Source organism: Xylanibacter ruminicola Ga6B6 (assembly GCF_000687715.1).
Classification (GTDB): Bacteria; Bacteroidota; Bacteroidia; order Bacteroidales; family Bacteroidaceae; genus Prevotella; species Prevotella ruminicola_B.
Window position 1 is genome coordinate 1 of the sequence record NZ_JHXD01000024.1, and the last position, 25,530, is coordinate 25,530.

Genomic DNA, 25,530 nt, shown 5'->3' on the forward strand with positions numbered 1-25,530 from the left:
GCTGGCAGTAACCACCTTACGGGGTGTGCGGTGGATATCAGGGTGTTGGGTGCTGAGCAGTTAATACGCTATGCTAACATACTGCTGGATTACGCGGATGAGAGCGGTCAGGACTTTGATGAGCTGCTAATAGAAAAGAATCGCTATGGTGCGGTGTGGATACACTTTGCGGTGAGGCCTAAGGAAAATCGGCGCAAGGTCGCGTTTATTAATGCATAAAAAAACAGCGGAGGGCATTGTGCTCTCCGCTGCTCTTTTTATATATAAAAATTTTTACTCGTAATCGAATGTGCCGAACTCGCTCTTGATAGTGAGGCTCTTCTTGCCTTCCTCGATATGTCCTACTACCTGAGCATCGATGTTGAAGCTCTTTGAGAGGGCGATGACCTGATCGGCAACCTCGGGACGTACGTAGATTTCCATGCGGTGACCCATGTTGAATACCTGGTACATCTCCTTCCAGTCGGTGCCTGAGCACTCGTGGATGGCACGGAACAATGGGGGCACGGGGAACATGTTGTCCTTGATAACGCGGCAATTGTCGTTCACGAAGTGGAGCACCTTGGTCTGGGCGCCGCCTGTGCAGTGTACCATACCGTGGATTTCGGGGCGCAGCTCGTCGAGCAGCTTCTTGATAACTGGTGCATAGGTGCGGGTGGGCGAGAGCACGAGCTGACCGGCATTAACAGGCGAACCTTCGACGGCGTCGGTAAGCTTGTACTTACCGCTATACACGAGCTCGTCGGGGACAGCGTGGTCGAAGCTCTCGGGGTAGTTCTCGGCCAGATACTTGGCAAACACATCGTGACGGGCTGAGGTAAGGCCGTTTGAGCCCATACCACCGTTGTAACGCTTCTCGTAAGTGGCCTGACCGGTTGACGACAAACCAACGATGACATCGCCTGGGCGGATGTTGGCATTATCAATCACGTCGGCACGCTTCATGCGGCAGGTAACGGTGCTGTCGACGATGATGGTGCGAACCAGGTCGCCTACATCGGCTGTCTCACCACCAGTGGGGTAGATGCCGATACCCATTTCGCGCAGCTCGGCGAGCAACTCGTCGGTACCATTGATAACGGCTGAGATAACCTCGCCGGGAATCAACATCTTGTTACGACCGATGGTGCTTGATACCAGGATGTTATCAACGGCACCCACGCAAAGCAGGTCGTCGGTATTCATCACGATGGCATCCTGAGCGATACCTTTCCATACTGAGAGGTCGCCAGTCTCTTTCCAATACATGTAGGCGAGGGCCGACTTGGTGCCAGCGCCATCGGCGTGCATGATGTTACAATACTCTGGGTCGCCCCCTAAGATGTCGGGGATAATCTTACAGAAGGCCTGTGGAAAGATTCCCTTGTCAATGTTTTTGATAGCGTTGTGCACATCCTCCTTGGCAGCACTTACGCCTCGCATCATATATCTATTATCCATATTCTTATATTACTTTTCGTGCCAGAACTCCCATGAGGCGAAGGCTTGGAGCAGGAGCATCTCGAGGCCGTTCTTAACCTCGGCACCGTACTTGGCACCATTGCGCATAAACAGGGTTTGGTCGGGGTTATAAATGAGGTCGTAAAGGATGGTGTGCGAGTCCATAGCCTCGTAAGGCAGCTGGGGGCACTCGTCGGTTTTGGGATACATGCCTAATGGCGTGCAGTTAACAATGACGTTGTACTCCTTGATAACCTCGGGGGTAATCTGATTGTACTGGATGGTGTCGGGACGCTCGTAACGGCTGACGAACACGGGCTCGATGCCTAACGACTTGAGACCGAAGTTGATGGCCTTAGAGGCGCCGCCGGTGCCCAGGATGAGGGCTTTTTTATGCCACTTGGGGTCGAGCATGCTCTCGATGCTCTGGGTAAACCCGATGACATCGCTGTTATAGCCCTTGAGCAGCGTTTTATTCTTCTCATGGACCACACGGATCACATTGACAGCGCCGATGGCACGTGCCTCGGGCGAAATGCTGTCGAGGAAAGGAATCACCTTCTCTTTATAGGGGATGGTGACGTTGAGACCTTTAAGGTTGGGGTTGCGGTCGATGATCTCGGGGAGCTCATCAATCGTGGGAATCTCAAAGTTCTCGTACTTGGCATTGATGCCTTCGTCGGCAAACTTCTGGTTGAAGTAGCTGATAGAGAACGAATGTCCCAAAGGGTAACCGATAAGTCCGTACTTGTCCATAAATTTCGTATTTATTTAGTTGCAAAATACATGGTGCAGATGCCGAAGGTGAGCCTGCGGAACGAGGCTTCGGCAAATCCTGCCTTCATCAGAATATCTACCATGCGCTCGCCCTGGGGGAAAGCCTCGATGGTTTTTGTGAGATAGGAGTAGGCGCTGGTGTCGCGCGAGATCAATCGGCCATAAACGGGGAGCACGGTGTGCGAGTAGATGTGGAACAGCTGTTTCATGGGGAACTTAACAGGTGTGGTAAGCTCTACGATGCTGAGATGGCCACCGGGCTTGAGCACGCGATACATCTCGCGCAGACCGGCGTCGAGGTCGGCAAAGTTGCGGATGCCGAATGCGGCGGTAACGGCGTCGAAGGTATCGCTATTATAAGATAGGTGTAGGCAATCCTCTTTCTCGAAGGTTACAATGCTGTCGAGATTAAGTGCCTTTACCTTCTGTCGGCCTATCTCCATCATGCCCTCGCTAATGTCGGCACCTACCACGCGGGCGGGTTGCAGCATCTGGGTGGCCAGGATGGCGAAGTCGCCTGTGCCTGTGGCTATATCGAGCAGCGACTGGGGCTTGTAGGGCGCCAAAGCCTTGATGGCCTTGCGGCGCCAGCCTTTATCGATGTCCCACGACAAACGGTGGTTAAGCTTGTCGTAGGTAGGGGCGATGTTATCAAACATCTGCTCTACCTGCGACGCTTTTTCACCTTCGCCGTATGGCTTTATCTTCTCCTGTTCGTACATATTAACGTGACTTAAAAGCTGCGAGCCATTCGCTGACGTTCTTCTCGATGCGCTGGGCGATGTCCTCGTCGCTGTTCTCGCGCTCAAACTTCTCGCCTACGATGTGCTCGTAAAGCTCGATGTAACGCTCTGATACGCTCTCGGCATACTCGTCGGTAATCTCGGGCATGGTCTGTCCGGGCTCGTTCATGAAGTCGTGCTCGATGAGCCACTGACGAACGAACTCCTTAGAGAGCTGACGCTGGGGCTCGCCCTTGGCCAACTTCTCCTCGTAACCGTCGGCATAGAAATAACGGCTTGAGTCGGGGGTGTGGATCTCGTCGATGAGGTAAACCTTACCATCGCGCTTACCAAACTCGTACTTGGTGTCGACGAGGATGAGTCCGCGCTTGGCGGCAATCTCTTGTCCGCGAGCAAAGATCTTGCGGGTGTAGTCCTCCATGATGGCATAGTCCTCGGCAGATACGATACCCTGAGCGATAATCTCTTCCTTCGAGATGTTCATGTCGTGACCCTCATCGGCCTTGGTTGTTGGGGTGATGATGGGCTCGGGGAAACGCTCGTTCTCCTTCATGCCGTCGGGCAGCTTCACACCACACAGTTCGCGGCAGCCGTTCTTGTACTCGCGCCAAGCCGAACCGGTAAGGATGCTACGGATAATCATCTCAACGCGGAAACCCTCGCACTTCAGACCAACGGTTACCATGGGATCGGGGGTAGCCAGCTTCCAGTTGGGGCAGATGTCGGTAGTGGCATCGAGGAACTTGGCTGCAATCTGATTGAGCACCTGACCCTTGAAGGGGATTCCCTTGGGCAGTACTACGTCGAATGCTGAGATACGATCGGTGGCTACCATCACCATCAGATCGTCGTTAATGTTGTAAACGTCACGAACCTTGCCGTGATAAACGCTCTTCTGACCTGCGAACTTAAAGTCCGTCTTAGTTAATGCTTTCATTGTTTTATTATTTTACCTTTTGACCTTTTTACTTTTACTTGTTTGGTATTTCGCCCTTCATCTCTTTGTCGAACTCCTCGTAGGCGTTCACGATGCGGGTTACGAGTTTGTGGCGAACGATATCATCGCGCTGCAGATTAACGATACCAATGCCTTCTACATTATTTAATATATGCAGGGCCTCGATGAGTCCGCTCTTTTGCGAGTGGGGCAGGTCGATCTGCGTCATGTCGCCCGTAATAATCATCTTGGTGTTCCAACCCATACGGGTGAGGAACATACGGATCTGGGCGGGTGTGGTGTTCTGTGCCTCGTCGAGTATCACCACAGCATCGTTCAGCGTGCGACCACGCATAAATGCCAGAGGGGCAATCTGAATGATATTTTTCTCCATCATATCCTGCAGCTTTACCTGAGGCAGCATGTCCTCGAGGGCATCGTAAAGGGGCTGCAGATAGGGGTCGATTTTCTCCTTCATGTCGCCAGGTAGGAATCCGAGCTTCTCGCCAGCTTCGACAGCAGGGCGCGAGAGGATAATCTTTTTGGCGGTTTTGTCTTTCAGGGCTTTAACGGCGAGGGCTATGGAGAGGTATGTTTTTCCGGTACCAGCTGGGCCAACGGCAAACACCATGTCGTTTTGGTTGTAAGCCTCGATGAGTCGCTGCTGGTTGGGCGTTCGCGCCTTGATGGGGCGGCCCGACATGGAATAAACCACAACGCCATCGGGCACATCATCGCGCGTGCGCTTACCTTTTATGATATCGAGGATGTCCTCGTCGCCAAGCGAATTAAAACGGAGTACATGGGCGCGCAGCTTTTCAACGCTTTCCTCGAAAGCTGCCATTTGTTCCTCGTCGCCCAAAACGCGAATCACATTGTCGCGGGCCATGATGCGCAGTTTGGGATATAACGAGCGAATCATCTGTAAGTGCCCGTTGCCAACCCCATAGAATATCACGGGGTCAATGTCTTCTAATACGATATGTTTCTCTATCAAAAGCTGAAGTTTTTTATTTTTGGGCACAAAGTTACAAATAATTTTTGTATCTTTGCAACGCAAAACAGAATTTTTAAATGAAACTTACAAAAAAAAGATATTTAATAGGATTTATGGGCATTGTAGCGGTGCTTGCGGTGGTGCGTGCCGAGTTTCCGCAGCTGGCTGAACCAAGAATTGCTGAGAGCCATGTAGAGGTGAATGCCGACAGTGTGGCAGCTGCGATGCCTCATACCGATTTCAGTGCTACAGCTACTGCTAAGAAGCATAAGATATACTCGGTGCCCAGTTTTAAGGCTTGCTTTCCCGATACCCAGTCGGTGCAGTTGGCGGCGGCGATGAAGTGGGGCGTGAAGCGTGTGAAAAACCGCGAGGATGCCGAGAAGCGTAAGAGTGAACTGGTGTACGTGGGTGCCAACCCTTACTACCATATCGACAAGCTGTACTCGAGTATTCCTTACCTGGTGCCACGTGCGGCGGTGTTGCTGCAGGATATCGGACAGGCATTCTTCGACAGTTTGTATGTTAAGGGCATCAATCTGCATCGTCCTATCGTCACCAGTGTGCTGCGAACAGAGGCCGACGTGACTAAGCTGCGCCGACATAACGGTAATGCAACCGAGAACTCGTGCCATCTGTATGGTACCACCTTCGACATCTGTTACAACCGCTACGAAACGGTTCAGGATCCCGACGGACCAGAGCGCAGAGCGGTGCGAAACGACAGCTTGAAATACGTGCTGTGCGAGGTGCTGCGCGATATGCGCGAACAGGGGCGCTGCTACATCAAATACGAGGTGAAGCAGGGGTGCTTTCATATGACGGTGCGGTAAAATGTAAAAATTGAATAATGTAAGAATTTAAAAATTAAAGTAATAACTAATAAACTAAAAGCATTATGAGATTAGACGGACGAAGAGAAAGCTCGAATGTTGAGGATCGCCGCGGTATGAGCGGTGGTGCTAAGGCTGGTATCGGTGGTATCGGAGGTATTATTCTGATTGCGCTGTTTACATTCCTGCAAGGCGGCGATGTAACAGATGTGGTGCAGAATGTGGTGCAGCAAACCATGCAGGCGCCTACTGAGACCGTTGGCGAGGAGAATTTTACTGAGGAGGAACAGGAACTGGCCTCGGACTGTAAGAAGATTCTGGCCAGTACCGAGGAGGTTTGGACCAAGGTGTTCGAGGAGAATGGCTGGGGCGAATATCAGTACCCCACGCTGGTGCTGTTCAGTAATCAGGTAAACTCGGCTTGCGGTTCGGCAACGGCTGCTGTGGGTCCGTTCTATTGCTCGGGCGACCAGAAGCTGTACGTGGATCTGTCGTTCTTTACCCAGATGAAACGTCAGTTGGGTGTCGAGGGTAATACCTTTGCCTACGCATATGTGATAGCCCATGAGATTGGTCACCATATTGAGTACCTGACGGGTACACTGAACAAAGCGCATTCGGCTATGAACCAGACAGATAAGGTGACTGCCAACCAGATAAGTGTGCGACTGGAACTGCTGGCCGACTACTATGCCGGCGTGTGGGCGCATTACGAGGATGCCATGAACCACTCGATGGAGTACGGCGATTTGGAGAAGGGGCTGGAACTGGCTAAGGCTATCGGCGACGACTGGTTGCAGAAGAAGGCTCAGGGACGTGCTACGCCCGAATCGTTTACCCACGGCACCAGCGATCAGCGTAAGCGCTGGCTGAAGCGTGGCTTCGAGACTGGCGACATGCGCACCAGCACCTTCGCTGTACAGAATTACAATGATCTTTAATTACTCGTGATGATAGGGCTCGCCCTTGATGATGGTGCAGGCACGATAGATCTGCTCGGTAAACACCAAACGAATCATCTGATGCGAGAACGTCATCTTTGAGAGCGAGAGCTGCTCGTTAGCACGGGCATACACCTCGGGAGAAAATCCATACGGTCCGCCTACGACGAATACCAGTCGGCGGGCCGTATTGCGTTTCTGCTCCAGCCACTTGGCAAACTCGATACTACGAAACTCCTTACCATGCTCGTCGAGCAGTACTACGGTGTCGCTGGGCTGAATCTGTTTCAGAATCAGCTCGCCTTCGGTGGTCTTCTGCTGCGCCTCCGACAGGCTCTTGGTGTTTTTGAGTTCGGGGATGGTAACGAGCTCGAAAGGCATGTAATGACCAATACGGTCTACATAATCGTTGATGCCCGCCTGGAAATGCTTGTCGGTGGTCTTGCCCACCAGTATCAGGATTGTTTTCATAATTGATAATTACTTAATACTCTTGGTGGCTACGAACTCGTCGAACTGACTCTTATAGCCGTTAAACACATTGATATCTACATCGCCACGAATACCGTTTACCCTGCCATCGGGGCACAACTGCCAGAAGGCCAGGCGTACATCGGGCTTATACTCGCCGTAGCGGGCAATCCACACGTCGTAGTCGCGCTTAATGTCGGGCACCATACCAAAGTACTTATTGATGAACATCTGGTTTATATATAAGATAGGTGTTACGCCGCAACGGGCCTTTACCATCCTGCACCATATACGTATCTGTTGGAACATCTTCTCGGCACCGCCTGCAGCACGTATCTGTGCGTCGCTGGGCTCTACATCGAGCACTGGGGGCAGGTCGCCCTTCAGGAACTTGGTGTGCTTGATAAAGTGCTTGGCCTGAGCGGCACCCGATGTCTTGAGCGAGAAGAAGTGGTAGGCACCGATGGGGATACCATGCTTGCGCGCCTTGGCGTAATCGTCGGCATAGAACTTATTGGTTACGGTAACGCCCTCGGTACTCTTGATAAAGATAAACGAGATGGGGTAGTTGGCCTTACCGTGAACATTCTTATGGTTTTTCTTGCCCAAGAAGCTGATGCTGAGCTTATCCCAGAGGATGGGTGATTTGTGGCGTCCCTTTCCGTGCTGGTAACGGGCGATATCAATGCCGTAGATACGCTCGGAGGTGTACTTCATGCGTTCGCCCCAGAATCGGTTGTTCTTCCATTCGCCCACCTGCAGGCGTGGCTCGCCATCGGCAGGGGTGAGCAGTTGTATGCCGAATCCGTCGCGCTTGTCATCGGTCCAGTGCCCCTCGAAATAGCTGCCATCGGCAATGTAAGCGCCATGACCGTTGGCTTTGGTGCCGCTGAAGTCGCCTTGGTAGGTACCTAAGCTGTCGATACGCAAACCTGTTTTGATGGTGTCGGCCTGATAGGTGGCCACAATGGTGAAACCAGCCGAGTCTACGGCCAGCGTGGTGCCCTCGTGGGTGCGATTGCGCCAGTTGCCCACATTCCACACGGTTAATCGCTGGGCAGGTTCAATCTGCAGACGCTTGCCGTTGGCAAAGGCGGCCACCATCTCATAGCCCTCGTCCATCACGTTGTGACGGTCGAAGTAATACTCAAATTCGTCGCCAAAATCGGGCATAGAGTCGTTGGGCAGGGTGTCGGCCTCGGCGGCAAGTGTGTTCTGCATATCGGCACTCAGATGCATGCCAGGATGCGTGGGTTGCCTCAGAAAGTAGGTTGATGCCAACAGCAGAACAAAGGGTGTTATAATAGATATTAATACCTTTTTCATTTATTTACATGATTTCGGGTGCAAAGTTACAAATTAATTTGCTATCTTTGCCATCAAAATAACGATAATTTTTATGGTTATGATCAAGAATTAGTATGCCTAGAGGCCCCCAAAAAGGTCTAAAAGTGATAAATTGATAGATTTTTCGATAAAAAAGTTACGAATTGTTTGTTTATTCCAACGAAAATGATTAATTTTGCGCCGGATATTGATAAAAGAATTAAAAATGAAGAGTCTGAATCTACTTAACAGCCTGTTTATTATTATTCGACTGCATGGGGCAGGTCGGAAGTGACAGGGTGTGTAGATAATTGACAGTGTTTCATTGAAACTAAAAATTAAGATAGAGCCTTTCTCACTTCCGAGTGTGAAAGGCTCTTTCGTTTGGAATAACAAGTATTATCGTAAAATAGAAATTAAAAATGAGTGACAGATTGTTTATTTTCGACACAACGCTCCGCGACGGCGAACAGGTGCCCGGATGCCAGTTGAACACCGTAGAGAAGATTCAGGTGGCTAAGGCGCTTGAGCAGTTGGGCGTGGACGTGATCGAAGCAGGATTCCCTATCTCAAGTCCAGGCGACTTTAACAGTGTGATTGAAATCTCGAAAGCGGTTACATGGCCAGTGATTTGTGCGCTGACACGTGCCGTTGAACGTGATATCGACGTGGCCTTCGAAGCCCTGCAGTATGCCAAGCACAAGCGTATCCACACGGGTATCGGTACTAGCGACGAGCATATTCAGTATAAGTTCAACTCAACCCGTGAGGAGATTCTGGAGCGTGCCGTTGCCGCCACCAAGTACGCCAAGCGATTTGTAGATGATGTGGAGTTCTACTGCGAGGATGCTGGAAGAACAGACAACGCATATCTGGCTCAGGTAGTGGAAGCAGTCATCAAGGCTGGTGCTACCGTAGTAAACATCCCTGATACCACAGGCTACTGTCTGCCCGAGGAGTATCACGATAAAATCAAATACCTGATGGAGCACGTGGACAATATCGATCGTGCTATCATTTCAACCCACTGTCATAACGACTTGGGTATGGCTACTGCCAACTCGTTCAGTGGTGTGATGGCTGGTGCCCGTCAGGTGGAGGTGACCATCAACGGTATTGGCGAGCGTGCCGGTAACACATCGCTCGAAGAGATTGCCATGATACTGAAGTGCCATAAGCAGCTGGGCATCGAGACCAACATCAATACCACTAAGATTTATCCCACCAGCCGTATGGTGTCGAGCCTGATGAACATGCCCGTTCAGCCTAACAAGGCTATCGTGGGTCGTAATGCCTTTGCGCACTCAAGCGGTATCCATCAGGACGGTGTACTGAAGAATGTACATACCTACGAGATTATGGACCCCAAGGATGTGGGTATCGACGATAACTCAATCGTACTCACCGCCCGCTCAGGTCGTGCTGCCTTGAAACATCGTCTGCACGTAAACGGTGTGGATCTGACTGAGGAGAAGTTGGATAAGGTATATGAGAAGTTCCTGGTGCTGGCCGACCAGAAGAAGGAGGTGAGCGATGCCGACGCCCTGATGCTGGCTGGTGCAGATACCGCCGATACACACGCCGTACGATTGGACTTCCTGCAGGTTACTACAGGTAAGGGCGTGAAGAGTGTGGCCAGTATCGGATTGGACATCAGCGGACAGAAGTTTGAGGCAGCCGCCTCGGGTAACGGTCCGGTTGATGCGGCCATCAAGGCACTCAAGAAGATTATCATGAAGCAGATGACGCTGAAGGAGTTTACCATTCAGGCTATCTCGAAGGGTAGCGACGATGTGGGTAAGGTACATATGCAGGTGGAGTACGATGGCGCACTTTACTATGGATTTGGTGCCAACACCGATATCGTAACCGCCAGCGTCGAGGCGTATATCGATTGTATCAACAAATTTAAAAAGGAGGAAGACTAAATGAATACACTCTTTGATAAGATATGGGATAAGCACGTGGTGCAGCAGGTGGAGGAAGGTCCTACACAGCTGTATATCGACCGCTTGTACTGTCATGAGGTAACATCGCCTCAGGCTTTCGACGGCATGCGTGCACGCGGACTGAAGTGTTTCCGACCAAAGCAGATATTCTGTATGCCCGATCACAATACACCTACGCACGATCAGGATAAGCCTATCGAGGATCACGTTTCGCGTAAGCAGGTGGATACCCTGGCCAAGAATGCAGCCGAGTTCGGACTCACCCATTACGGCATGATGTCGAAGGATAACGGTATCATCCATGTGGTAGGTCCAGAGAAGGGATTATCGTTGCCAGGCATGACGATTGTTTGTGGCGACTCGCACACCTCTACCCATGGCGCAATGGGTGCTGTGGCCTTTGGCATCGGTACCAGCGAGGTAGAGATGGTGATGGCCTCGCAGTGTATTCTGCAGCAGAAACCCAAGTCGATGCGTATCACCATCAACGGCGTGCTGGGTAAGGGCGTAACACCCAAAGATGTGGCCCTTTACCTGATGGCACAGATTACCACCAGCGGTGCTACGGGCTATTTTATAGAGTATGCCGGATCAACGGTAAAAGCCATGAGTATGGAGGGTCGACTGACGCTGTGTAACCTCTCGATTGAGATGGGCGCTCGCGGTGGTTTTATCGCCCCCGACAGTACCACGTTTAATTACCTGAAGGGTAGGGAGTATGCACCCAAAGGTGAGGCATGGGACAAGGCTGTGGCCTATTGGAAAACGCTGAAGAGCGGCGACGATGCTGTGTTCGACAAGGAGCTGACCTTTAACGCTGCTGATATCGAGCCTCGTGTTACCTATGGTACCAACCCAGGTATGGGCATCGGTATTACTGAATCAATACCTGCCAATGCGCAGCAGGCTAATGCACCCGAAGCAGGCTTTGAGAAGGCTCTGAACTACATGGGCTTTGAGGCTGGACAGAAGATGCTGGGCACCAAGGTGGATTATGTGTTCTTAGGTGCTTGCACCAACGGACGTATCGAGGATTTCCGCGCGTTTGCCCATCTGGTTAAGGGGCGCCATAAGTCGCCCGATGTGGTGGCTTGGCTGGTGCCTGGTTCGTGGGCTGTTGACAAGCAGATTCGCGAAGAAGGACTCGACAAGGTGCTCGAGGCAGCTGGCTTCGAAATCCGTCAGCCTGGCTGTTCGGCCTGTCTGGCAATGAACGATGATAAGGTGCCCGCAGGCAAGTTGGCAGTATCAACATCCAACCGCAACTTCGAAGGTCGTCAGGGTCCTGGTGCCCGCACCGTCTTAGCATCGCCCCTTACTGCTGCAGCCGCAGCGATAACTGGAGTAATAACCGATCCAAGAGAATTATTATGAAACAGAAATTCAACATCATAACAAGTACGTGTGTGCCACTGCCGATGGAGAATGTGGACACCGACCAGATCATACCCGCCCGATTCCTGAAGGCCACCACACGCGAAGAGAAATTCTTTGGCGACAACCTGTTTCGCGACTGGCGATACAATGCCGATGGCACACTGAACAACGACTTTGTGCTGAATAATCCCAAGTATTCGGGCTGTATCCTGGTGGCTGGTAAGAACTTTGGTTCGGGCAGTAGTCGCGAGCACGCTGCGTGGGCCATCGCAGGCTACGGCTTCCGTGTGGTTATCAGCAGTTTCTTTGCCGATATCCATAAGAACAACGAGCTGAATAACTTTGTGCTGCCCGTGGTGGTAAGCGAGGACTTCCTGGCTGAACTCTTTGCCAGCATCGATGCTGATGCCAAGACCGAAGTAGAGGTGGATCTGCCCAACCAGACGGTAACCAACAAGGCTACCGGCCACAGCGAGCACTTCGACATTAACGCTTACAAGAAGCATTGTCTGATGAACGGCTTAGACGATATCGACTTCTTGGTGGAGAACAAACAGAAAACAGAACAATGGGAACAAGCGAACAAGTAAACAAATTCAAGCGTGTTCAGCCCTTTGTGGAGATTATGGACTCTACGCTACGCGATGGTGAGCAAACCAGCGGCGTATCGTTTCTGCCCCACGAAAAGCTGATGATGGCCCGTATGCTGCTGAACGATCTGAATGTGGATCGTATCGAGGTGGCATCGGCCCGTGTAAGCGAGGGCGAGCGCGAGGCGGTGAGCATGATTTGTCGCTATGCCTCACGTATCGATGCCCTCGAAAGGGTAGAGGTGCTGGGCTTTATCGATGGTGGCAAAAGCATCGACTGGGCCGCTGAGTGCGGGTGTAAGACCGTGAATCTGTTGGCCAAAGGCTCGCTGAAGCATTGCACCCAGCAGTTGCAGAAAACACCCGATGAGCATATAGAGGATATCCATCGCGAGGTGCGTTATGCCCACGAGAAAGGCATCACCGTTAACCTGTATCTGGAGGATTGGAGCAACGGTATGAACGAGTCGCCCACCTACGTTTACAAGCTGATGGATGCGCTGTGCGATGTAGGTATCCGACGCTTTATGCTACCCGATACCTTGGGTATCATGAACCCGTTGCAGTGTATCGAGTACTTCCGCAAAATGCTGAAGCGTTATCCCGATACGCATTTCGACTTCCACGCTCATAACGATTACGACCTGGCGGTATCAAACTCGCTGGCCGCTGTGCTGAGTGGTGCCAAAGGTCTGCACGTAACGGTGAACGGATTGGGCGAGCGATGTGGTAATGCACCGCTGTCGAGTGTGCAGGTAATTCTGAAGGATCAGTTTAACGCCCGCACCAATATCCGCGAGGACAAACTGAACGATATCTCGCGAATGGTTGAGAGCTATAGCGGTATTGCTGTAGCACCTAATCAGCCTATCATCGGCGACAATGTGTTTACCCAGGTGGCTGGCGTGCATGCCGATGGCGATAAGAAGGATAACCTGTATTGTAACGCCTTGGTACCTGAGCGATTCGGTAGAAAGCGCGAATATGCCCTTGGCAAGAATAGCGGTAAGGCTAACATCGCCAAGAACCTGGAGGAACTCGGTTTGGAACTCACACCTGAGCAGACCAAACGTGTAACCCAGCGTATTACCGAACTGGGCGACAAGAAGGAGATTGTAACGCAGGAGGATCTGCCATTCATTGTGAGCGACGTGCTGAAACACGATGCTCCCGAGGATAAAGTTAAGCTGGTAAGTTACGTGGTTTCAACGGCTTACGGCTTAAAGCCTGGAGCAAATGTGAAGGTGGAGATTAACGGACAGGCGTACGAGGCTTCGGCCACTGGTGACGGTCAGTACGATGCCTTCGTGAAGTCGTTGCGCTATATCTATAAGAAGTATCTCGGACGTACGTTCCCCATCCTGCAGAACTACGCTGTTACCATCCCGCCAGGCGGACGAACCGATGCGTTGGTACAGACTGTGATTACCTGGAACGATAACGGTAAGATATTGCGTACCCGAGGTCTGGATGCCGACCAGACCGAAGCGGCCATCAAGGCCACCTTTAAGATGCTGAACATCGTAGAAGACGAACAAGAAAAAGAAATATAATTAGAAAGGAAGAATTATGAAATTAAAGATTGCTGTATTAGAGGGCGACGGAATAGGCCCAGAGATTATGAAACAAGGTGTGGCTGTAATGGATGCAATTGCTGCTAAGTTCGGTCACGAGTTTGAATATACCCCTGCTATCTGTGGTGCTCACGCCATCGAAGAGGTGGGCGATCCTTACCCCGACAGCACCCACGAGGTATGTATGCAGGCCGACGCTGTGCTGTTTGCCGCTGTTGGCTCGCTGAAGTTCGACAACGATCCTACCGCTAAGATACGTCCTGAGACTGGTTTGCTGGCCATGCGTAAGAAGCTGGGCTTGTTTGCTAACGTGCGCCCTGTGGCTACATTCGATTGTCTGTTGCACAAGTCGCCACTGAAAGAAGAACTCCTGAAGGGTGCCGACTTTGTGGTGATTCGCGAGCTGACAGGTGGTATGTATTTCGGCGCCAAGTATCAGGATAACGATCAGGCTTACGATACCAACATCTACACCCGTCCCGAGGTGGAGCGTATCCTGAAGGTAGGCTTTGAGATGGCGATGACCCGTAAGAAGCATCTGACGGTGGTTGATAAGGCTAACGTGCTGGCATCGAGCCGTTTGTGGCGCCAGATAGCCAAGGAGATGGAGGCACAGTATCCTGAGGTTACCACCGATTATATGTTTATCGACAATGCCTCGATGCGTGTGTTGACAGAGCCCCGTTACTTCGACGTGATTGTTACCGAGAATACCTTCGGTGATATCCTGACCGATGAGACCAGTTGTATTACTGGTTCGATGGGCTTGCAGCCTTCGTCGTCATTGGGTGAGCACACACCGCTGTTCGAGCCCGTTCACGGTTCGTGGCCTCAGGCTGCCGGTCAGAATCTGGCTAACCCTATCGCTCAGATTCTCTCAGCTGCCATGTTGCTCGAGCACTTCGGACTGAACGAAGAGGGTGGTCTTATCCGTAAGGCTGTTACCGCATCGCTCGATGCCAACGTGCGCACCCCAGAGATTCAGGTTGAAGGTGGCGAGAAATACGGCACAACCGAAGTGGGAGAGTGGATTGTAAACTACATTAAGAATGCGTAATAATCTGGTAAATCTAGCCCGGCTAGTATCTCTAGTAGTTCTGCCTTTGCTGGCCGATTCGGCCAGCGGACAGACGCCCAAACAATGGCGCGATTCGGTATCGGTACTGATAGAGCAGATTAATATGAACCCCAATAATCTGGAATTGCGATTAAAAAAGGCTGAGGCTAACATTAATCTGCAGCAGTATGAGTATGCCCGCGATGAATATTCGGCTGTATTGAAGAAAGACGAGAAAAACCTGGCGGCACTTTACTTCCGTGCGTTCTGTCAGACGCAGTTGCGACAGTATAGTTTTGCCCGTGCCGATTACGAGGCTTTCTTAGCTATCCAGCCCGAACACCTGGAGGCGCGCTTGGGTTTGGCGCACGTGTTGCAGTTGTTAGGACGAAAGACCGATGCTGCTGATGAGCTGAATCGTGCTGTACAGATGTTTCCCGACAGTACGGATGCCTATGCTGCCAGAGCGGCTTTTGAAACACAACAGGCGCAATACGATGCAGCCCTGTACGATTGGGATGAAGCCTTACGTCTGGCCCCCAAGAACGCAGAGCTGACGGCATCGAAAGTTGATGTGCTGTTGCGCTTAGGACGTAAGAAAGAGGCCCGCGAGGCATTAGACCAAGCCGTAAAGCAAGGCACCCCACGTGCCGCCTTACGCGAATGGTACGAAAAGTGCAAATAATAAAGCCCGCCAACTGGCGGGCCTTATTAATTATTATCTTGCTGAAACGTATTTGTGCAAGGTAGCACGAACGGCACCATTGCCAGCAAACAGTTCCTTAACCATTCCTTCGATCTGCTCGCCCAGACCAGCCTCGTAAAGGTCGAGACCAAACACGTCCTTGCGGCTGTAGAGAGTCTTCAGGCAGCTCCAATCCTGATCGGCCTTACCAATCTGCAATGGAGCAACGATAGCCTGCAGTTCCTCGAGCATGGGGTCGGGTGAACAATCAAAGGCTGTACCATCATCCTTGATACCCTTCAGGTAGCGGGCGTAACCAGCCAGTGTGAGTGGGATGAGTACCAGATTGCTCTTGTCCAAGCCGCGAGCGATGTACTTCTTCAGGGTCTCACCGAAACGGATAGGCAGCTTCTGGCTGGTATCCATAGCGATACGCTGTGGGGCATCGGGCATGAATGGGTTTGGCAAGCGGCGATTGATAACAGCGCCGATAAACTCGTAGGGGTTCAGTACACCTGGATCAACAACTACAGGCATAGCCTCGATATAACCCAGCTTCTGAACGAATGGGCGCAGGTCCTCGTCGGCCATCTCGGCAGAAATCAAGGTGTAGCTCAGCATGCAACCATAGATACTCATGGCGGTGTGCAGTGGGTTCAGGCAGGTGGTAACCTTCATGGTCTCTACCTTGTCAACGGTTTCGCGAGTGGTGTAGAGAGCACCGCCCAGATCCAATGGTGGACGTCCGTTGGTATAGTTATCCTCGATAACGAGATACTGTACCTCTTCGGCATTTACGAATGGAGCTGTGAAGGTGTGCTTCTCGGTTTCGATATAGTTGTTGTCGTCGAAACCATCAGCAGCCAACATCTCCTTTACCTTCTCGTGTGGACGAGGGGTAATCTTATCAATCATCGACCAAGGGAAGGTGATCTTCTTCTCATCCTTCAGGTAATCGAGGAAGGCTGCAGGAACCAGTCCGTCCTTCACCCAACGCTCGGCATAAGCAAATACGCCAGCCTTTACCTTATCGCCGTTGTGTGAGCAGTTGTCCATGCTCTGAACGGTGAGAGGCAGCTGTCCGGCGTTGAAACGCTCGAGCAGCAGGGCGCAAACCTTACCCATAGCGAAGAGGGGCTTCAGTCCGCGAGCCAGATCGGCCTCGTTGTAGGTGTACCCCTTCTCGGTGATGGTGAACGAAATCATCTGCAGACTTGGGTTCTTGAAGATTTCAACCAGGCGGTTCCAATCCTCAAACTGTGGGTCGGCCTTCAGGGCTTCGGTTACTGAGGCAATCACCTTCTTCTCGATAGAACCATCTGAGCAGAGGTTCACGCAAAGCGAAAGGTTGTTATAAGGGGCATAAGCCTTGTCGATAACCTCGAAGTCGAAAGTCTCGGCTACAATCACACCACGATCGTACTTACCTGTGTTCAGTGCATCGTTCAGGATGGCAGCAGGGAAAGCGCGGAAGATGTTTCCGCCACCGAAATGTACCCATGTGGGCTCCTTGGCTGTCTTTTCGCGTACAGCCTTGATATCGAACTTAGGAAGCTGGTAGCCCTTAGCTTCCCACTCTGCGACATTTAACTGGCCGCTCAGTATATCGTTTAATTTCATAATTATCAATTGTCAATTGTCAATTAATCAAAGAATCCGGGTTGTTTGTATTCGATGCCTAATTCGCGATCAACGGTGGCGAGGATACCCTGTACCTGACCGAGAGCGAACATACGACCCAAGAGGGTGTAACCGGCATTGTGACCGTGACTGCTCTCGTCCATAATACCACCAGGTTCATCGGTAAAGGTCATACCATGATCCACACGCATAGGCAGAGCGGGATTCTCCTTCTCGAAGATACGGCACAGCTCAATCAGGTCGGCACGACCGCCCAGGTGAGAGGCCTCAGTAAAGTCGCCATTGGGGAAGATGTGGCACGAACGCAGGTGAACGAAGTGTGTGCGAGAGGCAAACTTCTTGGCCAGCTCAACCACATTGTTATAGGCACCTGCTGAGAGCGAACCTGCACAGAATGTGAGTCCGTTATGCTTGTTGGGCACAGCATCCAGGAACCACTGGATATCCTCCTCGGTACGTACGATACGTGGCAAGCCAAGAATCTCGATAGGGGGATCGTCGGGGTGAACACACATGTTCATGTTGCACTCCTCGCATACAGGCATGATAGCCTCGAGGAAGTACTTCATGTTGGCACGCAGCTTAGCCTTGTCGATGCCTTTATACAGATCGAGGAACTCGCGGAACTTCTGTACAGGAGCCTCATCGTTCTCGCTGAAGTTACCTGATACGAATCCCTGAGTCTTGATGACGATATTCTCAACCAGCTTGTGGTCCTTCTCGGGTGTCATGGTCTTAGCCAGCTCATCGCACTCGGCGATGACGCTGCGGCCCTGGCCCCATCCCTCGGGGAACTGGAACTTCTCCCATTCCTCGCGAGCGCCTGGACGCTTCAGGATATAGATGTCGAAATAAGCAAATTCGGCATAGTTGAAATAGAGGTTAGTGGCACCGTTGGGGTTGTCGTGGAACAAGTCGGTGCGGGCCCAGTCGAGTACGGGCATGAAGTTGTAGCAGATGCAGTGGATACCTTCGGCAGCAAGGTTACGCAGACTCTCTTTGTAAACCTCGATCTGGTGATCGCGATCGGGACCGCCGTATTTGATTGTCTCAACAACGGGCAACGATTCTACTACGCTCCAGCGCATACCGTAGCTCTCGATGTACTCGCGCAGGTCGCGAATCTTCTCACGAGTCCAAACCTCGCCAAGGGGTACATCGTGCAGGGCGGTAACGATGCCCTCAACACCGATCTGTCTCAGTTGTGCAAGAGTAATCTTATCCTTCTTGCCAAACCATCTCCAAGTTCTTTCCATAATTAGTTATATTTTTGATTTGCTATATTTTTGAATGCTGCAAAATTACGCAATTATTGGCACATAAGGTTGTGTTTTTAGCTCATTTCTTTGTTGATTTGTACTTTTTTAGCTTATTTCCCATGATTAGCTCGCGAAAATCGTATGGTTTGCTACCGTTAGGTGCTATAGTAGAGGGGATGCTGGCTGCTTCGCCCTCCATACCGTAGCGGTTCATGGCCGTAACGGCGTAATACAAGGTGCGACCCTTATGGGGTACGGTAATCGACAACTCACGCTGACGGGTAGCAATCAGATTCTTGGGATTGTTCACGTCAACGGGAAGTGTTTCTGAGGCATAGACATTATATAATAGATAGTCGGCACCCGAATAGTCGGTAGCCTTCTGCCACGAAATCATATCGTTGATCATACCGCGTTTCATCTGCAAATGGTTAACAGCCGATGGAGCCTGCTTGCTCGCCCACGTCATAGGTGGAACGAGGGCTGGTACGATATTGAAATCGCGGGTGAAATCGTAGATACCTTTGGTATTATCGGTAAAGAACTTACTGCGGAAGAAAGTGCATCCCAAACCAAGCTGGCGCAGCACGTTCATCTCGCGGGTAATCACATCCAGATTCCAGTTCTTTTCGCGGGGATGCATCATGTAAACAGCCAAGCCTGGAGCCACCATACGTCCGTAGCTATGCTCCAGCCAATCTACCGCAAAGGGGAAGAAGTTATTGCCCTGAAAATACATCATCGGGAACAGGGCATCCATCAGTCCGTCGCGCAACCATCCTTGGGCATCCTGACACACGGTGGTGTTGGCATTCCAACCCGAACTTTTGTAACGAGTCAGGTCGTCGTATTTTCCTATAGGCGAGCAAGATAGCTTAATCCATGGTTTTAAACCTTTAACGGCACGATTAATCTTGCGAACGATATCGGTGATGTACTGTCGACCTTGTGGGCGTGATACCTTCAGCTTCCAGGTTTCGGGGTAGCGGATGTAATCCAGATGGATACCATCTACATCGTAATTGCGTGTTACTTCTGCACAGAACTGGGCCAGATAATCGCCCGTTTGTGGCTTTTCGGGATCCATATATCCCTCGTCGCCAATCTTACGAATCAGCGATGGATATTTCTGTCGGAGTTGCTTACAGCCTGTACCGTTCCACTTGCCAACAGGGATGGTAACAATCCAAGCGTGGCACTCCATACCGCGACGATGACACTCGTTAATGCAGAACTGCAGCGGGTCGTAACCAGGCGATTTACCAGGATGACCGGTAATACAACCGTCCCAAGGCTCGGTTGTGGTTGGGAAGATAGTGGTGGCACGTACGCGGGTTTGTATCAGTACGGTATTGATACCAGCCTGCTGCAGTTGGTCGAGAATCGAAATCAACTCGCGCTGCTGGGTAGGTGTAGAGTAGGAGTGAGGCCAGTCGATACCACCAATGGTGGTTAACCAAACGGCTCTGACTTCATGTTTTGGCGTATTCGCTTTGGTGGTTAGCACAAGTGCTAAAAGCACGAAAATATGTATAATTGTCTTCAAAATGATATTTTTTTTGATAATTTTGGTGCAAAGTTACTTTATTTTTTCCATTTCTCAAATAAAAATACTACTTTTGCACAAAAATAATTCAAAAATAAGCTAAAGAAAGATGATTTCGTTTGTATTGAGTCTGATGGCTCTTGTGTGTGGTTACTTGTTCTACGGTAAACTCGTGGAGCGAGTATTTGGTCCTGACGATCGTGTTACCCCAGCTGTGGCCAAGGCCGATGGGTTAGATTACATCGTGTTGCCCTCGTGGAAGATCTTTATGATCCAGTTCCTGAACATTGCCGGAACAGGTCCTATCTTTGGTGCGATTATGGGAGCCAAGTTCGGTCCTGTGGCTTATTTATGGATTGTTTTCGGCTGTATCTTTGCTGGTGCTACCCACGATTATTTCAGCGGTATGCTCTCGATGCGTCACGATGGTGCCGGACTGCCCGAGCTGATTGGTAGGTATCTGGGCAAGGCTACCAAGGGTATTATGCTGGTGTTTACCGTACTGCTGCTTATTATGGTAGGAACGGTGTTTGTATATAGTCCGGCTGAGATTCTGCACACGATGGGTGGCGATACATTGATGTGGGTAGGTATTATCTTCTGCTACTACGTGATTGCTACCATGCTGCCTATCGATAAGATTATCGGAAAGATATACCCGCTCTTCGCCTTCTCGCTGCTGTTTATGGCAGCTGCGCTGATGGTGTGGCTGTTCCTGCATTGGCCTACAGTGCCCGAGCTCTGGAACAGTCTGTATAATATGGGTGCTGCTACAGAGCCAGACACTTGGAAGGATAATATCTTCCCAGCTTTGTTTATCACTATTGCCTGTGGTGCTATCTCTGGTTTCCACGCTACACAGAGTCCGCTGATGGCCCGTTGCGTAAAGAGCGAGAAAATGGGCCGCCCCATCTTTTACGGCGCCATGATTACCGAGGGTATCGTGGCACTAATCTGGGCTACAGTAGCATCGTGGTTCTTCTATGGTAACCCCGCTCCTGGCTACACGCTGATTGAGCAGGCTACAGCTGGATTCCATACTTCGGCTCCTGCTGTAGTAAACTTGGTTTGTAACGAGTGGTTGGGTGTTGTTGGTGCTATCTTAGCTATGTTGGGAGTAGTTGCTGCACCTATCACATCGGGTGATACCGCTTTCCGTTCGGCCCGACTGATTGTAGCAGAGTGGTTAAAGATGAATCAGCGCCCCATTCCTAAGCGCTTGCTTATCTGTATCCCGTTGTTTGCCCTCTCTATCGCTATGCTGGTTTGGCAGATTGAGAATCCCGATGGATTTAATACTATCTGGCAGTATTTCGGTTGGAGTAATCAGGCGCTCAGCGTGTTCACACTCTGGACCATCACCGTTTATCTGGTTCGCAACAACAAGTGCTTCTGGCTTACGCTGATTCCTGCCTTGTTTATGACTACCGTTTGTAGTACCTACTTCTTTGTGTCGAAGCAGTTCCTGGGACTTGGTAACGATGGTTATCCTTACGGCGTGGTTTGTCTGGTGGTAGCTATTGTATGGTTTGTATTATGGTATCGAAAGAATAATAACTTAAAACAGTAATGATTATGAAAAAGTTGATAATGGCTGCTATCGGCCTCATGATGGCAATCGGTGCTAACGCACAGTATCTGAACGATTCTGAAAAGGTGTTTACTCAGGATAAGTGGTATGTAGGCGCTTCGCTCTCAGGTTTGGATCTGAACTATCATAAGGGTAGCGATTGGACCTTCAACCTTGATGCTAAAGGCGGTTATCTGATTGCCGACGACTGGATGATTACCGGTTTGGTAGGTTATCGTGCTCAGACCGATTTTCCATCGGTGGTACAGTTGGGTGCCGGACTGCGTTATTATTTTGAGAGTTGTGGTGTGTATGCAGGTGCTACAGCCAAGTATGTACATTGCGACGACTTCAGCGATTTCCGTCCTGAGCTGAGCGTAGGTTACGCTTATTTCCTCACAGGTAAGCTCACTGTTGAGCCCGAGGTTTATTACGAGCACAGCACCAAGGATTCTGACTATTCAGGATTCGGTGTACGTATTGGATTCGGTATTTATTTCTAAGAATTTATACATTGAAAAATTATATAATTGAAGATTTAAAGTATTTATGTTAAGTGTTGATGAATTGGTTGACAGACTGATAGATCTGTCGTTTGCCGAAGATATAGGCGATGGCGACCACACTACCTTGTGCTGTATCCCCGAGGATGCAATGGGTAAGAGTCATCTGCTGATTAAGGAAGATGGTATCTTGGCAGGAGTAGAAATTGCAAAAGAAGTGTTCCACCGTTTCGATCCCACCATGCAGGTTGAGGTGCTGATGCAGGATGGAACCCGCGTAAAGAAAGGCGATATCGCCATGATTGTTTCAGGAAAAATCCGTTCGCTGCTTCAGACCGAGCGTCTGATGCTGAACATCATGCAGCGCATGAGTGGTATTGCCACCATGACTGATAAGTATGTGAAGCGTCTGGAGGGTACCAACACCCGTGTGCTTGATACCCGTAAAACCACACCTGGTATGCGTATGCTCGAGAAGCAGGCCGTAAAGATTGGTGGTGGTTGCAATCACCGTATTGGCTTGTTTGATATGATTCTGCTCAAGGATAACCACGTAGATTTTGCCGGTGGTATCACAAACGCTATCGATCGCTGCCATAAGTATCTCGAGGAGAAGGGCTTGAACCTGAAGATTGAAATCGAAGTACGTTCGTTCGATGAGTTGCAGCAGGTACTGGATCACGGTGGTGTGGATCGTATCATGCTTGATAACTTCAGCGTGCCCGATACCAAGAAGGCGGTTGATATTATCAACCATCGTTATGAGACAGAATCGAGCGGCGGTATCACCTTCGATACCATTCGCGATTATGCTGAACAGGGTGTAGATTTCATCAGCGTTGGTGCGCTTACACATTCTGTTAAGGGACTCGACATGTCGTTTAAGGCTTGTGACTAATATATAATAATGTATATGAAAAGAAAACTGATACTAGCAATTGCGCTGATGGCCGTAATGGGCGCATCGGCATGTACTAACTTTATTGTTGGCAAGAAAGCCAGCGCCGACGGATCGGTGTTTGTAACTTATAATGCCGACTCGTATGGCGCATTCATGCCCCTCTATCACTATCCAGCAGCCAAGCATCAGCCTGGCGATATGCGTAAGGTGTACGAGTGGGATACAAACAAGTATTTAGGTGAGATAGCTGAGGCTGCCGAGACCTATAATGTGATTGGTAACTCTAACGAGTGGCAGGTAACTATCGGTGAGACAACCTTTGGCGGTCGCGAGGAAATGGCCGACTCAACAGGTGTTATCGATTATGGTTCGCTTATCTACATCGCCCTGCAGCGTTCAAAGACTGCTCGCGAGGCCCTGCAGATTATGACATCGCTCGTTGAGCAGTATGGTTACTACTCTGAGGGCGAGACCTTCTCTGTAGCTGATAAGGACGAAGCTTGGATTCTGGAGATGATGGGTTGCGGTCCTGATCGCACCAAGTCGAAGGAGCGCACCGTTTGGGTAGCTGTCCGCATTCCTGATAATGCAGTAGCAGCTCACGCCAACCAGAGTCGTATCACCAAGTTCCTGGATGGCCGCTATGTCAAGGTTCAGATGAAGGACCTGTTTGGTAAGAAGTATGCCGTTAATGGTAAGAAGCCTGTTCCCAACCTGATGCTTTGCTCAAGCAATGTGGTAAGCTATGCACGTGCTATGGGCTGGTTTGATGGTAAAGATGCCGACTTTAGCTATAATGCAGCCTACGCTGCTCCCGACTTCTCGGGTCGTCGTTTTTGCGAGGCTCGTGTTTGGAGTTTCTTCAACCGCTTTGCCGACGATTTCTCGGAGTATGTTCCCTATGCAGCCGGTAAGGAGAAGAATGCTAAGGAGATGCCACTTTGGATTATCCCTAACAAGAAGGTAACCATCCAGGATCTGCGCGATGCTATGCGCGATCACTACGAGGGTACTCCATTCGCTCTCGATACCAATATCGGTGGCGGTATCTATCAGATGCCTTATCGTCCTACACCTCTTACATTCAAGGTGGGTGAGCAGGATGTATTCAACGAGCGTCCTATCTCAACCCAGCAGACTGCTTGGAGCTTTATCTCACAGATGCGTAGCTGGATGCCTCGCGAGGTTGGTGCTTGCTTCTGGTTTGGTAACGACGATGGCAATATGGTGGCTTACACACCTATGTATTCTTGTATCACACGTCGCCCCAAGTGCTTTACTGAGGAGGGTGCTGATGACGTAACTTTCTCGATGGACAATGCTTTCTGGGTATGCAACTGGGTTAGCAATATGGTTTATCCTCGTTACTCACAGTTGTTCCCAACCCTGCAGGCTGTTCGTGATTCGCTCGATGCTTCGTATGCTCAGCTTCAGCCTGAGATCGAGGCTAAGGCCCTCGCATTGCCTACAGCCGAGGAGCGTGTGAAGTTCCTGACAAATTATAGCTGTAAGAAGGGCGACGAGATGATTGCCCGTTGGCAGAAGCTGGCCTTCTTCCTGATTGTGAAGTTTAACGATATGGCCATTAAGCCAACAGATGCTAACGGCACTTTCCTGCGCACACCTTATGGACATGGTGCACGTGCAGAGCGTCCTGGTTATCCTGAGCAGTATGCCCGTGATCTGTTGAAGCAGACAGGCGATAAGTATCTCGTACCAGTGGAGGAGAAGAAATGAGCACATTGAAAGCCGCACTCTTCGACCTCGATGGTGTAGTATTCGACACAGAACCCCAGTATTCTATTTTCTGGGGTTCTCAGTGTCGACTCTATCACCCCGAACGTCCAGGTCTGGAACACGAAATTAAAGGTCAGACGCTCACACAGATCTACGATCAGTGGTTCAGTGGTCCATTGGAGAAAGAGCAGTCTGTTATCACAGATAGACTTAACGAATACGAGAGCCACATGCATTACGACTATATCGAGGGCTTTGAGCAGATGATTGCCGATTTGCGCAGTCATGGTGTGAAAACGGCAGTTGTAACCAGCTCTAATCTGCCTAAGATGCAGGCTGTGTATCGCTATCAGCCTGAGTTTAAGTCGTTGTTTGATGCTATTCTTACCAGCGAGGATTTCGAGCGTAGTAAGCCCGATCCCGATTGTTATCTCAAAGCCGCCGCGCGCTTGGGTGCAAGCACCGATGAGTGTATTGTTTTCGAGGATAGCTTTAATGGTCTGCGTTCTGGTCGTGCTGCCAATATGAAGGTAGTGGGACTGGCAACCACCAATTCGGCAGAGTCGATCAGCGAATTGTCCGACATCCAGATATCCGATTATCGGAATATGGACTTTAACCAACTTTCCTCTCTACTTTAGGGAATTCCCCATTGTGGTTTATGGATTTTCCTTTG

General features: G+C 50.5%; 23 protein-coding genes and 1 pseudogene. 14 read left to right on the forward strand and 10 right to left on the reverse strand.

Going from position 1 to position 25,530, the window contains the following annotated elements:
* Window positions 1-219: pseudogene (locus T500_RS17175) on the forward strand (hypothetical protein); the annotation flags it as partial.
* A 54-nt stretch (window positions 220-273) separates the two neighbouring features.
* Here the strand turns inward: T500_RS17175 and T500_RS0112445 are convergent.
* From T500_RS0112445 to T500_RS0112465, 5 genes are read right to left on the reverse strand one after another with little or no spacing between them, the layout of a single operon-like run.
* Window positions 274-1,440, reverse strand: a complete 1,167-nt coding sequence (locus T500_RS0112445) for an AIR synthase-related protein (RefSeq protein ID WP_028908386.1) — start codon at window positions 1,438-1,440, stop codon at window positions 274-276.
* A 9-nt stretch (window positions 1,441-1,449) separates the two neighbouring features.
* Complete coding sequence (locus T500_RS0112450; RefSeq protein WP_028908387.1) at window positions 1,450-2,196, reverse strand: shikimate dehydrogenase family protein; 747 nt, start codon at window positions 2,194-2,196, stop codon at window positions 1,450-1,452.
* 11 nt (window positions 2,197-2,207) lie between these two features.
* On the reverse strand, window positions 2,208-2,939 hold the full coding sequence (ubiE, locus tag T500_RS0112455; RefSeq protein WP_028908388.1) for a bifunctional demethylmenaquinone methyltransferase/2-methoxy-6-polyprenyl-1,4-benzoquinol methylase UbiE: 732 nt from the start codon (window positions 2,937-2,939) through the stop codon (window positions 2,208-2,210).
* A 1-nt stretch (window position 2,940) separates the two neighbouring features.
* Window positions 2,941-3,897: a phosphoribosylaminoimidazolesuccinocarboxamide synthase gene (locus tag T500_RS0112460; protein WP_013064788.1), complete on the reverse strand. Its 957-nt coding sequence runs from the start codon at window positions 3,895-3,897 to the stop codon at window positions 2,941-2,943.
* Between the two features lie 34 nt (window positions 3,898-3,931).
* Complete coding sequence (locus tag T500_RS0112465; protein ID WP_028908389.1) at window positions 3,932-4,894, reverse strand: PhoH family protein; 963 nt, start codon at window positions 4,892-4,894, stop codon at window positions 3,932-3,934.
* 113 nt (window positions 4,895-5,007) lie between these two features.
* Here T500_RS0112465 and T500_RS0112470 point away from each other — a divergent pair, with 113 nt between their 5' ends.
* The gene (locus T500_RS0112470; protein WP_230580909.1) at window positions 5,008-5,727 is read left to right on the forward strand and encodes a DUF5715 family protein; all 720 of its coding nucleotides are present in this window, start codon (window positions 5,008-5,010) and stop codon (window positions 5,725-5,727) included.
* A 65-nt stretch (window positions 5,728-5,792) separates the two neighbouring features.
* Entirely contained in the window at window positions 5,793-6,668 is an 876-nt protein-coding gene (locus T500_RS0112475) for a neutral zinc metallopeptidase (RefSeq protein WP_028908391.1), read from the forward strand.
* Here T500_RS0112475 and rlmH read toward each other — a convergent pair whose 3' ends face one another.
* Both rlmH and T500_RS0112485 read right to left on the reverse strand, forming a co-directional pair.
* Window positions 6,669-7,139 (reverse strand): 23S rRNA (pseudouridine(1915)-N(3))-methyltransferase RlmH, encoded by a 471-nt coding sequence (gene rlmH, locus T500_RS0112480; protein WP_028908392.1) that lies wholly within the window; start codon window positions 7,137-7,139, stop codon window positions 6,669-6,671. It abuts the gene before it with no gap.
* Window positions 7,140-7,148: 9 nt separating this feature from the next.
* Window positions 7,149-8,465 carry a GH25 family lysozyme gene (locus T500_RS0112485; protein ID WP_028908393.1) on the reverse strand — a complete coding sequence of 439 codons (1,317 nt, stop codon included), beginning with the start codon at window positions 8,463-8,465 and terminating at the stop codon, window positions 7,149-7,151.
* 422 nt (window positions 8,466-8,887) lie between these two features.
* Between T500_RS0112485 and T500_RS0112490 the strand changes: the two genes are divergently transcribed.
* Genes T500_RS0112490 through T500_RS0112515 form a run of 6 tightly spaced genes read left to right on the forward strand, consistent with a single transcriptional unit; the run spans window position 8,888 to window position 15,697 of the window.
* Window positions 8,888-10,393, forward strand: coding sequence for a 2-isopropylmalate synthase (locus T500_RS0112490; RefSeq protein ID WP_028908394.1), 1,506 nt, complete (start codon window positions 8,888-8,890; stop codon window positions 10,391-10,393).
* Entirely contained in the window at window positions 10,394-11,788 is a 1,395-nt protein-coding gene (leuC, locus tag T500_RS0112495; RefSeq protein ID WP_028908395.1) for a 3-isopropylmalate dehydratase large subunit, read from the forward strand.
* The gene (leuD, locus tag T500_RS0112500; RefSeq protein ID WP_028908396.1) at window positions 11,785-12,381 is read left to right on the forward strand and encodes a 3-isopropylmalate dehydratase small subunit; all 597 of its coding nucleotides are present in this window, start codon (window positions 11,785-11,787) and stop codon (window positions 12,379-12,381) included. The genes leuC and leuD overlap by 4 nt, the downstream gene beginning before the upstream one ends.
* The gene (locus tag T500_RS0112505) at window positions 12,360-13,934 is read left to right on the forward strand and encodes an alpha-isopropylmalate synthase regulatory domain-containing protein (protein WP_028908397.1); all 1,575 of its coding nucleotides are present in this window, start codon (window positions 12,360-12,362) and stop codon (window positions 13,932-13,934) included. Before leuD ends, T500_RS0112505 begins: the two co-directional genes overlap by 22 nt.
* 16 nt (window positions 13,935-13,950) lie before the next feature.
* Window positions 13,951-15,012 (forward strand): 3-isopropylmalate dehydrogenase, encoded by a 1,062-nt coding sequence (gene leuB / locus T500_RS0112510; protein ID WP_028908398.1) that lies wholly within the window; start codon window positions 13,951-13,953, stop codon window positions 15,010-15,012.
* Window positions 15,005-15,697 carry a tetratricopeptide repeat protein gene (locus tag T500_RS0112515; protein WP_028908399.1) on the forward strand — a complete coding sequence of 231 codons (693 nt, stop codon included), beginning with the start codon at window positions 15,005-15,007 and terminating at the stop codon, window positions 15,695-15,697. Before leuB ends, T500_RS0112515 begins: the two co-directional genes overlap by 8 nt.
* 33 nt (window positions 15,698-15,730) lie before the next feature.
* Here T500_RS0112515 and T500_RS0112520 read toward each other — a convergent pair whose 3' ends face one another.
* The 3 genes from T500_RS0112520 to T500_RS0112530 all read right to left on the reverse strand — a co-directional run bounded on the left by T500_RS0112520 (window position 15,731) and on the right by T500_RS0112530 (window position 20,143).
* Window positions 15,731-17,317, reverse strand: coding sequence for a mannitol dehydrogenase family protein (locus T500_RS0112520; RefSeq protein ID WP_028908400.1), 1,587 nt, complete (start codon window positions 17,315-17,317; stop codon window positions 15,731-15,733).
* Between the two features lie 23 nt (window positions 17,318-17,340).
* Window positions 17,341-18,594, reverse strand: coding sequence for a mannonate dehydratase (gene uxuA / locus T500_RS0112525; RefSeq protein ID WP_013064172.1), 1,254 nt, complete (start codon window positions 18,592-18,594; stop codon window positions 17,341-17,343).
* 82 nt (window positions 18,595-18,676) lie between these two features.
* Window positions 18,677-20,143: a family 10 glycosylhydrolase gene (locus tag T500_RS0112530; RefSeq protein WP_028908401.1), complete on the reverse strand. Its 1,467-nt coding sequence runs from the start codon at window positions 20,141-20,143 to the stop codon at window positions 18,677-18,679.
* Between the two features lie 109 nt (window positions 20,144-20,252).
* Here T500_RS0112530 and T500_RS0112535 point away from each other — a divergent pair, with 109 nt between their 5' ends.
* From T500_RS0112535 to T500_RS0112555, 5 genes are read left to right on the forward strand one after another with little or no spacing between them, the layout of a single operon-like run.
* Window positions 20,253-21,713, forward strand: a complete 1,461-nt coding sequence (locus T500_RS0112535) for a carbon starvation protein A (RefSeq protein ID WP_028908402.1) — start codon at window positions 20,253-20,255, stop codon at window positions 21,711-21,713.
* A 5-nt stretch (window positions 21,714-21,718) separates the two neighbouring features.
* Window positions 21,719-22,216, forward strand: coding sequence for an outer membrane beta-barrel protein (locus T500_RS0112540; RefSeq protein WP_196243517.1), 498 nt, complete (start codon window positions 21,719-21,721; stop codon window positions 22,214-22,216).
* 46 nt (window positions 22,217-22,262) lie between these two features.
* Window positions 22,263-23,114 carry a carboxylating nicotinate-nucleotide diphosphorylase gene (nadC, locus tag T500_RS0112545; protein WP_028908404.1) on the forward strand — a complete coding sequence of 284 codons (852 nt, stop codon included), beginning with the start codon at window positions 22,263-22,265 and terminating at the stop codon, window positions 23,112-23,114.
* 15 nt (window positions 23,115-23,129) lie between these two features.
* Window positions 23,130-24,854, forward strand: coding sequence for a dipeptidase (locus tag T500_RS0112550; protein ID WP_028908405.1), 1,725 nt, complete (start codon window positions 23,130-23,132; stop codon window positions 24,852-24,854).
* Window positions 24,851-25,495 carry an HAD family hydrolase gene (locus T500_RS0112555; RefSeq protein ID WP_028908406.1) on the forward strand — a complete coding sequence of 215 codons (645 nt, stop codon included), beginning with the start codon at window positions 24,851-24,853 and terminating at the stop codon, window positions 25,493-25,495. Before T500_RS0112550 ends, T500_RS0112555 begins: the two co-directional genes overlap by 4 nt.
* Window positions 25,496-25,530 lie beyond the last annotated feature (35 nt).

Excerpts from the sequence above, each read along its gene's own strand:
- T500_RS0112520 (WP_028908400.1), bottom strand. The coding sequence starts at position 17,317 with ATGAAATTAAACGATATACTGAGCGGCCAGTTAAATGTCGCAGAGTGG.
- T500_RS0112470 (WP_230580909.1), top strand. The coding sequence starts at position 5,008 with ATGGGCATTGTAGCGGTGCTTGCGGTGGTGCGTGCCGAGTTTCCGCAG.
- uxuA (WP_013064172.1), bottom strand. The coding sequence starts at position 18,594 with ATGGAAAGAACTTGGAGATGGTTTGGCAAGAAGGATAAGATTACTCTT.
- T500_RS0112550 (WP_028908405.1), top strand. The coding sequence starts at position 23,130 with ATGAAAAGAAAACTGATACTAGCAATTGCGCTGATGGCCGTAATGGGC.
- T500_RS0112490 (WP_028908394.1), top strand. The coding sequence starts at position 8,888 with ATGAGTGACAGATTGTTTATTTTCGACACAACGCTCCGCGACGGCGAA.
- T500_RS0112540 (WP_196243517.1), top strand. The coding sequence starts at position 21,719 with ATGAAAAAGTTGATAATGGCTGCTATCGGCCTCATGATGGCAATCGGT.
- rlmH (WP_028908392.1), bottom strand. The coding sequence starts at position 7,139 with ATGAAAACAATCCTGATACTGGTGGGCAAGACCACCGACAAGCATTTC.
- leuD (WP_028908396.1), top strand. The coding sequence starts at position 11,785 with ATGAAACAGAAATTCAACATCATAACAAGTACGTGTGTGCCACTGCCG.
- T500_RS0112515 (WP_028908399.1), top strand. The coding sequence starts at position 15,005 with ATGCGTAATAATCTGGTAAATCTAGCCCGGCTAGTATCTCTAGTAGTT.
- T500_RS0112460 (WP_013064788.1), bottom strand. The coding sequence starts at position 3,897 with ATGAAAGCATTAACTAAGACGGACTTTAAGTTCGCAGGTCAGAAGAGC.
- nadC (WP_028908404.1), top strand. The coding sequence starts at position 22,263 with ATGTTAAGTGTTGATGAATTGGTTGACAGACTGATAGATCTGTCGTTT.
- T500_RS0112505 (WP_028908397.1), top strand. The coding sequence starts at position 12,360 with ATGGGAACAAGCGAACAAGTAAACAAATTCAAGCGTGTTCAGCCCTTT.
- T500_RS0112450 (WP_028908387.1), bottom strand. The coding sequence starts at position 2,196 with ATGGACAAGTACGGACTTATCGGTTACCCTTTGGGACATTCGTTCTCT.
- T500_RS0112475 (WP_028908391.1), top strand. The coding sequence starts at position 5,793 with ATGAGATTAGACGGACGAAGAGAAAGCTCGAATGTTGAGGATCGCCGC.
- T500_RS0112445 (WP_028908386.1), bottom strand. The coding sequence starts at position 1,440 with ATGGATAATAGATATATGATGCGAGGCGTAAGTGCTGCCAAGGAGGAT.
- leuB (WP_028908398.1), top strand. The coding sequence starts at position 13,951 with ATGAAATTAAAGATTGCTGTATTAGAGGGCGACGGAATAGGCCCAGAG.
- ubiE (WP_028908388.1), bottom strand. The coding sequence starts at position 2,939 with ATGTACGAACAGGAGAAGATAAAGCCATACGGCGAAGGTGAAAAAGCG.
- T500_RS0112555 (WP_028908406.1), top strand. The coding sequence starts at position 24,851 with ATGAGCACATTGAAAGCCGCACTCTTCGACCTCGATGGTGTAGTATTC.
- T500_RS0112535 (WP_028908402.1), top strand. The coding sequence starts at position 20,253 with ATGATTTCGTTTGTATTGAGTCTGATGGCTCTTGTGTGTGGTTACTTG.
- leuC (WP_028908395.1), top strand. The coding sequence starts at position 10,394 with ATGAATACACTCTTTGATAAGATATGGGATAAGCACGTGGTGCAGCAG.
- T500_RS0112485 (WP_028908393.1), bottom strand. The coding sequence starts at position 8,465 with ATGAAAAAGGTATTAATATCTATTATAACACCCTTTGTTCTGCTGTTG.